This is a genomic window from Raskinella chloraquaticus (SeqCode) (assembly GCF_021731865.1).
GTDB lineage: Bacteria > Pseudomonadota > Alphaproteobacteria > Rhizobiales > UBA4765 > Raskinella > Raskinella chloraquaticus.
Genome location: NZ_JAKFWN010000044.1, coordinates 53,960 through 63,501, shown reverse-complemented (window position 1 = coordinate 63,501; position 9,542 = coordinate 53,960). Strand labels below are relative to the sequence as shown.

Genomic DNA, 9,542 nt, shown 5'->3' with positions numbered 1-9,542 from the left:
GTCAGCGCCACACCGGAGCGCTGATCGACAAAGTTGCGGGCCCCGAAGAGCGGCACCTCGGCCCCTCCCGGCGGAGGGATGCGGGTGGCAATGGTCGGCCCGACCGATTTGGCGGCAGCGGCAGGTGCTTTCGGCTTTGCCGGCGCCTTGTTTGCCGGCGGCTTGGCTGGTGCTTCTGGCGGTGTCTGTGCGCCGGCCATGCCGCCAGCCATGAGAACAGCGGCGAGCGCCAGCGGCGCCAGTGCCAGACGAAAAGAGTGCAAGGTCATCATCAATCCCAATTTCATGCAGCAAGGCCGAACATTCATCGTTTCAACGATGCCGGCATGCTTGTGACAGACTAAGGCGCCACTTTCAACCGAGGGGCCTGCCAGCGCGGAGCGGTCAGGCGTGCGGCATGTGGTTCAAACCGCGCTTCAACGGCAAAATTCAGGCATGGGCGCGTTGGAGAGCGCCTTATTTGCTGAGCTCAGGCAAATTGCTGTAGAGCGCCAGCGCTTCCGGATTTGCCAGAGCTTCCTGATTTTTGACAGTGCGGCCATGGACGATGTCGCGAACCGCGAGCTCGGTGATCTTGCCCGATTTGGTGCGCGGAATGTCAGCAACGGCGATGATCCGTGCTGGCACATGGCGGGGTGAGGCACCGACGCGGATCTGCTGCTTGATGGTTTTGACAAGGGCGTCGTCGAGCGCGGCCCCCTTGGCAAGACGTACGAAGAGCACGACGCGCACGTCATTATCCCAATCCTGGCCGATGGCCAGCGCTTCCACGACCTCGGGAATCCGTTCAACCTGCGCGTAGATTTCAGCCGTCCCGATACGCACGCCGCCGGGATTCAGAGTGGCGTCGGAGCGGCCGTGAATGATGATGCCGCCATGCTCGGTCCATTCAGCGAAATCGCCATGACACCAGATGTTGTCGAAGCGCTCGAAATAGGCGCTGTGATATTTGGCGCCTCCGGGATCGTTCCAGAACATCACCGGCATGCTGGGAAACGGCTTGACGCAGACAAGCTCGCCCTTCTGCCCGGGGCCAGCCGGCTTGCCGTCATCATCCCATACCTCGACCGCCATACCGAGCGCTGGCGCCTGGATTTCACCTTTCCATACCGCGCCGGTCGGGTCGCCGGCAACGAAGCAGGCACAAATATCCGTGCCGCCCGACATCGAGGCCAGATGCATATCCGGCTTGATCGACTGATAGACAAAATCGAAGCTTTCGGGCGCAAGCGGCGAACCGGTCGACGTCATCAGCCGCACGCTTGACAGATCATGGGTTGATTTGGGCTCCCAGCCTGTCTTGCGGATGCCGTCGATATATTTCGCGGACGTGCCGAACACGTTCATCTTTTCCGCAACCGCAAAATCAAACAATATCTCGTTGGTGTGGAAGGGGGAGCCATCGTAAAGCAGCAGAGTAGCGCTGGCGGCAAGGCCGCCAATCAGCCAGTTCCACATCATCCAGCCGCAGGTCGTGAAGTAAAAGACGCGCTCGCCCGGGCGCACGTCACACAGCAGGCGATGTTCCTTGACGAGTTGCAGAAGGACACCGCCCGTGCCGTGGACAATGCATTTGGGGATGCCGGTGGTGCCGGACGAAAAGAGGATAAAGGCCGGATGAGCGAACGGAACGGCGACGAATTCGAGTGGCTTTGGCGGAAAAGCTGTGATGACGTCCGACAAGGAAACGGCGCGCGGGAGAGCAGCGGCGAAGCCTGGATCATTGCCGGCATAGGGCACAACCACGACCGCCTTGAGGGTCGACAAACCGGCAATGATCGACGCCACCTTGTCAGCAATATCGATGCGCTTGCCGCCATACCAGTAGCCATCGCAGACAAAGAGAACCTTGGGCTCGATCTGGCCGAAGCGGTCAAGAACGCCACGATCGCCGAAATCAGGCGAGCAGGAGGAAAACACTGCGCCAAGCGAGGTGGCGGCCAGCATGGCGGCAATGGTTTCGGGCATGTTGGGCATCATCGCCGCCACACGGTCTCCGAGGCCCACACCGGAGGCCCGCAATTGCTGCTGGAGGCTTGACACCAGCGCCCGCAATTGCCGCCAGCTCAGCTTGCGCCGTTCCTTATCCTCTCCCCAGAAAACCAGCGCGTCGCTGTCATCATCAAGCGGCAGCAGGTTTTCAGCGAAGTTGAGGCGGCTTTCCGGAAAAAACTGCGCGCCGGGCATCTTATCGCCATCGCGCAGCACCTCATTGGCGTGGCCAGTGCCCTTGATCCCCGCAAAGTCCCACAGGGCGGACCAGAAATATTCGGGCTGTTCCACCGAAAAACGATGAAGATCGCGATAGGTGCGAAGGGTCTGTGCGTGTTTCGCGTTCAACTGGGCGCAGATTTCACTGATCTGCGACCGCGAAATCCGCTCTGCGGATGGTGTCCATAGAGGCTTGTCAGTTGCATGCGACATGGTTGCGAACGCTCCCCGAACGACAGCTCATCACATAGGCTATACCATCAATGGCGTTCCACGCTGCGGCGAGGCGCTCTTGACGGTTGCGACATTTCCGTTCTGATGCCACGAATTTCGCAGACCACCAACGACAGAACGCATCATCTTCACCAGGGGCAAAGGAGACTTTCCTGACAATAGAGGCAAACACAGGCCGGGCGACATCAGGAGTATTCCGCTTGGCAAAGTTTGCCGGCGTCGGGATAGCTGTTGTCGGCGGGCTGTTCATTGCCGGCATGTTTCTGCCAACCGACGCCGTGAGGCGGGCTGTGGCTGTGCATATCTCTGCCATTTCCGGCCAGACCGTCACCGTTAACGGTCCGGCGCGGCTCTCGCTTCTGCCTTCGCCTTCTGTCAGCGTCAGCAAAGTGGAGGTCGGCGGCGCCAATGGCGGCGCCAACGTCCTTGAAGCGGAACGGATCACCGCGCGGCTGTCGCTCATCGGCCTGATGCTCGGGCGCATTGAAATCACCGGACTTAAATTCACCCAGCCACGGTTTGCCTTGCTGGTCGACGCCGATGGCCGGGCCAACTGGCGCAGCGGAGCCTCGCTTCTGTCGCTGTTCGTGCCGGGCGATGACGCCGAGACCAGCCCGCGCCTTGGTGATGTCGCCATCGATGGCGGCCAGTTGATCTACCGCGACGAGCGGGCAAGACGGCGCGGCGAGATCAATGATATCGACGTCGATGTCACATGGCCCCTCATCGGTTCGAGCCTGTCGGCAGGCGGCACATTCCGTTTGCGGGGCGAAACGATCAGCTTTGGTGGCAAGCTCGAGCGACCAGCCGCGCTGTTTCGAAAAGACATCAGCCCGTTCTCTCTGACGCTCGATACCAAGGCCATTCGTGCCAAGCTGACGGGCAATGCGCTGGCGGGACGAGACGTGCAGTTTGAAAGTCAGCTGACGTTCTCCTCGCCCTCGCTGAAGCTGCTGGCGGGCTGGCTTGCGCCTGAGGTGGAAAACGTCCCCGATTTTGGCCCGGTGGACGGCACGTCGCGGATCACTGTCGTTGACCGGCTGATGACGCTTGACAAGGCCAACATCAAAATTGCCGGTTCGCGCGGTGAAGGAACGGTGTCGTTTGGCTTTGGCGCCACCCGTACCAGCCTGCAGGGGACGATGGATTTCGACACAGTGGAAGCACAGCCTCTGCTGAATCTGCAGATTCCGACGGTGGAAACTGGCGCCGGCAGCCATTTCAACGGGGCGCGGCTGGGCCCGCTTGATGTCGATATGCGGCTGTCGGTTGCAAATCTCAAGGCGGGGGCGATCACCGTCCAGAAGGCGGCGCTGTCATTCTTTGCCCGTGAAGGCAGGGTCGAGGCCAGCATCGCCGATGGCACGATTTTCGGGGGACGGATCAGCGGACGCCTCGCCATCACCGCTCTGGGCGACAAGCAGGCGCGCGCGCAGGCGATCATCGCACTTGCCAACATTCAGGTGGATGACGCGCAGCGGGCGATCCTTGGTACGGCCCGCCTGACGGGCGTTGGTTCGTTAAACCTCGATCTGACGGGCGAGGGTGGCGACAACGGCGAGATATTGCGATCTCTCAAGGGGGATGGAAAGCTGCGCCTGTTGTCCGGCGTCGTCCAGGGATTTGACCTGACATCGCTCGCCAGGCGACCTGATCGGAGCGCTGGGGAGGTTTTGGCGGATAGCCGCGGCGGGCGCACATCGATTGAAAGCGCAACCGCATCCTTCCGCATCGCCAACGGCGTGGCGGCAACCGACGATGCGCTGATCCGCGGGACGGGTTATCGGGTTGCCTTGCGCGGCGACGTTGATCCGGGCAAGCGGACAATAAATTTCGACGGCGCCATCAGCCCGCAGATCGGCAATGACCTTGTGCGTGCACTTGAATTGCCTTTTTCGGTTCGCGGTCCCTGGTTTGAACCGGCTTTTTCCTTTGGCAGCGAGGGTTTTGTGCGCCGGCCTGCCCCCCAGCCGCCCGCGCCATGATCACCGGATCACGGCTTGTCGTTGCCGTCCGGCCGGGCGCTGGCGGCAAGCCGCCAGCTGAACAGCAGCACCAGCGCCACGGCCGCGATCATGATGGTGCTGACAGCATTGATTTCAGGGCTGACGCCAAGCCGCACGGATGAATAAATGCGCATCGGCAACGTCGTTGCGCCCGGCCCCGTGGTGAAACTCGCCACCACCAGATCATCGAGCGAGAGCGTGAAGGCAAGCAGCCAGGCGGCGATGATCGCCGGCAGGTTCAGCGGCAGCGTGATCACCACAAACACCTTCCAGGGCGGGCAACCAAGGTCACTGGCCGCCTCTTCCAGTCGCTGGTCGAAGCGCGCCAGGCGGGAGCGGATGACGATGCCGGCAAACGCTGCACCGATGCTCGCGTGAGCAATCGTCACCGTTACGAAACCACGCGGAATATCCAGGGCAACGAACAGAAGCAAAAAGGCAAGGCCGAGGATGATTTCGGGAAGCACAAGGGGGGCGCTGCTGGTCAATTCCAGCAGGGAATGAGCTGCGTTGCGGCGATGGCGGGTCAGAACGATTGCCGACAACGTCGCGACAAGTGTTGCAAGCGTGGCGCTGGCGGCGGCCACTTCAAGGGAAAGTACCGCAGCCTCGATCAGCTGGCGGTCGGCTGCGAGCGCCTTGTACCATGTGAGTGAGAAGCCTCCCCATACGGTGACAAGCCGCGAGGCGTTGAACGAATAGAGGACCAGAATGAGCATGGGCAGATAGAGAAACGCCAGCCCCAGCGCCAGAACGAGCCGGTCAAACGGCGACAGGCCGTGGCACGTCATGGTGTTTTGTGCCGCCGCAGCACGGCCGCAGCGACCACAGGCAGGCAGGCGAGCGCAAGCAGGACGAGCGCCAGCGCGGCGGCAAGGGGCCAATCACGATTGGCAAAAAACTCCACCCACAACACATGCCCGATCATCAGCGTATCAGGGCCGCCGAGGAGATCGGGAATGACGAATTCACCTGTTGCGGGAATAAAGACGAGGAGCATGCCGGCGAAAATGCCAGGGAGTGAGAGGGGCAGTGTCACGGCCAGAAAGGCCCGCCAGGGCGGCGCGCCGAGATCGCCTGCCGCTTCCAGCAATCGCGGGTCGATACGTTCAAGGGCGGTATAGATCGGCAGCACCATGAATGGCAGATAGGAATAGACAATGCCAAGAATGACCGCTTCCTCGCGATTGATGAGATCAAGGGGTTCAGTGGCAAGGCCCAGCGCCAGCAGCGCCGTGTTCAGCAGGCCTTCCGGCTTCAGGATCACCAGCCAGGCGTAAACACGGATGAGAAACGACGTCCAGAAGGGGACCATCACCAGGAGAAGCAGCAGGCCTTGCGTGCGCCGTCCCGCCCTGGCGATCGCATAGCTAAGCGGATAGGCGACAAGCAGGGTGAGGAGCGTGGCGATGGCAGCGATCCGCAGCGATGAGATGACCACCGACAGATAGAGGTCGTCACTGGCAAGCAGCCTGTAATTATCGAGCGTGAGCGCGCTCAGAAATTCCGGCCATCGCGCGATCCCTTCAAAGAGTGGACGATAGGGTGGCTGCGCCTGGGCTGCGCGTGACAGAGACAGGCGGATGATGATTGCCAACGGCACCACGCACACGACGATGCCCCACAGGAGTGGCAAGGCGAGAATGAGCCGGCGCCTTCCGCGCCCGCTTGAGGCTGGCGCGCTCCTGCCCACGACCGCCTGTGATGGCTGATCAATGATCATACGCGCCCCTGATCACGCGGAACGACAGCAATGGCGTCGGCGTCAACGGCAATCTCGACGGTTGTGCCAACGCTGAGCGAGCGCATCGTCAAGCCTGAATTGACGCGTGTGAGTTTCATCGGACCCCAGCCGGCCACCGTGATGTCACAGGCAATGGTATCGCCCAGAAAATGGCGGGCGGTGATGATCCCCTTGCGTATCGTTTGCCGAGGCGCTGGCGCGATTGCGTCCGCCAGCAATATCCGCTCCGGCCTGATCACGGCGTACACGGCCGCGCCGGTGCCGCAGGCAGCGCTGGCTCTGACATCGAGCGGTGTTCCATCATCAAGAATGAGGCGGGCGATCGCGCCTTGCGTGCTGACGATGCGGCCCGGCAGCAGATTGGCTTCACCGAAGAAACCCGCAACGATCCCGTCAACCGGGGCGGCATAAAGCTCGTCAGGTGTGGCGCATTGCAGGATACGGCCGCCTGCCATCACGGCGATGCGGTCCGCCAGCCGCATGGCTTCGTCCTGATCGTGCGTCACCAGGATGAAAGTCGTCTTCAATTCGCGCTGGATGCGCTTCAACTCGTTCTGCATCTCCTCCCGTAATTGCCGGTCGAGCGCCGCCATCGGCTCGTCAAGCAACAGAACGGCGGGGCGTTTCACCAGCGCGCGCGCCAGCGCCACGCGCTGCTGCTGACCACCCGATAATTGTTGAGGGCGGCGATGCGCGACGTCGCCCATGCGGACCAGATCGAGAATGTCGGCAACGCGCCGCCGGCGCTCGGCCGCCGGGACCCTGTCCTGACGCAGACCGAAGGCGATATTGGCGCCGACATCCATATGGGGAAAGAGCGCATAGGATTGAAACACCAGATTGAGCGGGCGCCGATGCGCGGGCCATGTCGTTATGTCACTCCCATCAAGGCAGACCGCGCCGGTGTCGGGGCTTTCAAGGCCGGCGATGAGGCGCAGCAGCGTGGTCTTGCCGCATCCCGACGGGCCGAGAAGGGCAAAAAATTCGCCCCGCCGAACGGCCAGGTCGACCGGCTGCAGGGCACGTGTGGTCCCGAAGCTCTTGCCAAGATGGCGCAGCTCCAGAAGCGCCCGGTCATCAGTCATCGACCGGGCGCCCGTTCATGCGCTGACGGCTGGACATCATCAGCGATTGCTCTTGATGCGGGTGAAGAGGCGATTGACCAGGCGCTGCGTTGCCTCGTCATAGGGCGTGATGGTGTAGAGCCTCGCAAAGGTCGCCGGCGGGGGAAAAATACCGGCATCGTCGAGCACCGATTTATCGATGAATTTCTGTGAGGCAAGATTGGAATTGGCATACTGGATGAAGTTCGAGTTGAGCGCCGCGTTCTGGGGACGATTGACGAAATCGATGAAGCGGTAGGCTGCCTGCGGATTGGCGGCATCGCGCGGAATGACAAAATTATCAAACCACATCAACGCCCCTTCCTTTGGGATCACATAGGCGATGTCAACGAGCGGCTTGCCGGTCTGTTCGGCGGCCTCACGGGCACGTTTGCGTGCCTGAAGCACATCACCGGAGTAACCGATCGCCAGACATATGTCCCCGCCTGCGAGCGCGTTGATATATTCCGAGGAATGGTACTTCTTCACGAAAGGGCGAACGGCCTGAAGCAACTCGGCCGCCCGGCGCAGATCAGCCTCACTTTTCGAATCGGGATCGAGACCCAGATAACGCAGCGCAGCAGGGAACAATTCCTCGGTGGCGTCCAGCATATAGACCCCGCAATCACGCAATTTTCGCAAGATCGCCGGATCAAAAACCAGCTTCCAGGACTCAAGCGGTGCGTCCGCGCCCAGACGCTGGCGCACTTTGGCAACATTATATCCGATGCCCGTCGTGCCCCACATATAGTTGACGGCAAAGCGGTTGCCGGGGTCATAGCGGCCAAGCCGTGAGGTCACCTCGTCCCAGGCATTGGCGAGGTTGCCAAGCTTGCTCTTGTCGAGCGGCAGATAAAGATTGAGCGGGATCTGGCGCGGCAGGAACGAGGCGGTGACAACCACCAGATCATAACCCGTCTTGCCGGCAAGCAGCTTGCTTTCGACGATATCCATCTGATCGAAGGTATCGTAAATGACCTTGATACCCGTTTCCTGTTCGAAAGCGGCGATAACCAGCGGATTGACGTAATCAGACCAGTTATAAATGCGCAGCTCTTCACTGCGCGCCGGTGTCAGAATAGAGAGCAGGACGCCCAGAATGATCATCGTTCCTGATTTCAACATCGCCGTTACCCCGTGCAAACCACGGCAAAACCTAGCAGCCCGCGCCGCAAGCTCAAGCGGTCCGCAGACAGTCTTTTACGTTTTGCTAACCCCTCGCATTCACAACTTGACGTGCACCAGTGGCAAGGAGGCCTGTTATGGCAATCGATATCGGACTTGGCAGCGTCAACAACGCCCAGGTGCTCATAAGCCTTGCTGAAAGTCTCGGCACAGGCACGCAGCCAAGGCGCATCAGGGCGCCCACCGTTACCGCCGAGCAGGCCGAAGGTACCTTTACCGGCAGACTGCCCGATGGCCGCAACGTGTCGTTCAATGTCAGCGACTTCAGGGATGGGCGGGCACGGGTACGTTATTCAAGCGCCAACGAGGTCAAAAACGGTCAGGTCCAGGTCAATGGCAATGTTCTGCGCTTCGACAATGTCCAGCTGGCCGTCCTGTCAAATGGCCGCGCCCAGTTTTCCCGCGTCGACCCGACCACAAGCCGGGTCCAGCAGGCGACGCTGCAGCGCTGATACGTTCAGTCGCCTTCGTATCCCAATGCCTTCGACTTGGCTGTGATATAATCCATGATCGCCAGCAGCACGCCCGACATCACGAAGGTGATATGGATGACAATCATCCAGTAAATGCGTTCGGATGAGAGATTGGCTTCGGTGACGAAGACTTTCAGCAGCTGGATGGCCGAGATGGCGGCAATCGAGGCGACCAGCTTCAGTTTCAACCCGCCAAAATCGATCTTGCCGAGCCACGCAGGGCGATCGGGGTGATCCTCGATATCCATTTTCGACACGAAGTTTTCATAGCCGGCAAAGGTGACGATCATCACCAGATTGGCCGCAAGCGAGATATCGATCAGCGACAGAATAACCAGAATGATCGATTCAGCCTTCGTGCTGCTCGAAACCGCAAGATGGAACAGTTCGAACAATTCGCGGGCGAAGATGATGAGGAGCGCCAGCGTGCCCAGGACGAGCCCGAGATAGATCGGTGCAAGCAGCCAGCGCGACATAAAGAGAGCGTTTTCAACGAAAGCCTCGACGGTGCTCGCCGGCGCGCGGGAGCGGGAGGGTTCAGGGTCTGTGGTCGATTTTGCCATGGCAGCTTTTGTCCTGAAACTGA

General features: G+C 60.7%; 8 protein-coding genes and 1 pseudogene. 2 read left to right on the top strand and 7 right to left on the bottom strand.

From position 1 onward, the window contains the following. Together ACINK1_RS14370 and ACINK1_RS14365 are read right to left on the bottom strand one after the other, a co-directional pair. Window positions 1–269, bottom strand: a pseudogene (locus ACINK1_RS14370) (hypothetical protein); the annotation flags it as partial. A 187-nt stretch (window positions 270–456) separates the two neighbouring features. Continuing rightward, window positions 457–2,424, bottom strand: a complete 1,968-nt coding sequence (locus ACINK1_RS14365; protein ID WP_376802187.1) for an acetoacetate--CoA ligase — start codon at window positions 2,422–2,424, stop codon at window positions 457–459. A 221-nt stretch (window positions 2,425–2,645) separates the two neighbouring features. On the opposite strand from ACINK1_RS14365, the gene ACINK1_RS14360 reads away from it, so the two are divergent. Then, window positions 2,646–4,430: an AsmA family protein gene (locus tag ACINK1_RS14360; protein WP_376803285.1), complete on the top strand. Its 1,785-nt coding sequence runs from the start codon at window positions 2,646–2,648 to the stop codon at window positions 4,428–4,430. A gap of 8 nt (window positions 4,431–4,438) precedes the next feature. Here ACINK1_RS14360 and ACINK1_RS14355 read toward each other — a convergent pair whose 3' ends face one another. Genes ACINK1_RS14355 through ACINK1_RS14340 form a run of 4 tightly spaced genes read right to left on the bottom strand, consistent with a single transcriptional unit; the run spans window position 4,439 to window position 8,423 of the window. After that, window positions 4,439–5,242: an ABC transporter permease gene (locus tag ACINK1_RS14355; RefSeq protein WP_376802185.1), complete on the bottom strand. Its 804-nt coding sequence runs from the start codon at window positions 5,240–5,242 to the stop codon at window positions 4,439–4,441. Next, window positions 5,239–6,174, bottom strand: a complete 936-nt coding sequence (locus ACINK1_RS14350; protein ID WP_376802184.1) for an ABC transporter permease — start codon at window positions 6,172–6,174, stop codon at window positions 5,239–5,241. The genes ACINK1_RS14355 and ACINK1_RS14350 overlap by 4 nt, the downstream gene beginning before the upstream one ends. Then, on the bottom strand, window positions 6,171–7,280 hold the full coding sequence (locus ACINK1_RS14345) for an ABC transporter ATP-binding protein (RefSeq protein WP_376802183.1): 1,110 nt from the start codon (window positions 7,278–7,280) through the stop codon (window positions 6,171–6,173). Before ACINK1_RS14345 ends, ACINK1_RS14350 begins: the two co-directional genes overlap by 4 nt. 39 nt (window positions 7,281–7,319) lie before the next feature. Further along, window positions 7,320–8,423, bottom strand: coding sequence for a polyamine ABC transporter substrate-binding protein (locus ACINK1_RS14340; RefSeq protein ID WP_376802182.1), 1,104 nt, complete (start codon window positions 8,421–8,423; stop codon window positions 7,320–7,322). A 137-nt stretch (window positions 8,424–8,560) separates the two neighbouring features. Between ACINK1_RS14340 and ACINK1_RS14335 the strand changes: the two genes are divergently transcribed. Then, entirely contained in the window at window positions 8,561–8,935 is a 375-nt protein-coding gene (locus tag ACINK1_RS14335; RefSeq protein WP_376802181.1) for a hypothetical protein, read from the top strand. A gap of 5 nt (window positions 8,936–8,940) precedes the next feature. Here the strand turns inward: ACINK1_RS14335 and ACINK1_RS14330 are convergent, their stop codons facing one another. Next, entirely contained in the window at window positions 8,941–9,519 is a 579-nt protein-coding gene (locus tag ACINK1_RS14330; RefSeq protein WP_376802180.1) for a TIGR00645 family protein, read from the bottom strand. Window positions 9,520–9,542: the final 23 nt, after the last annotated feature.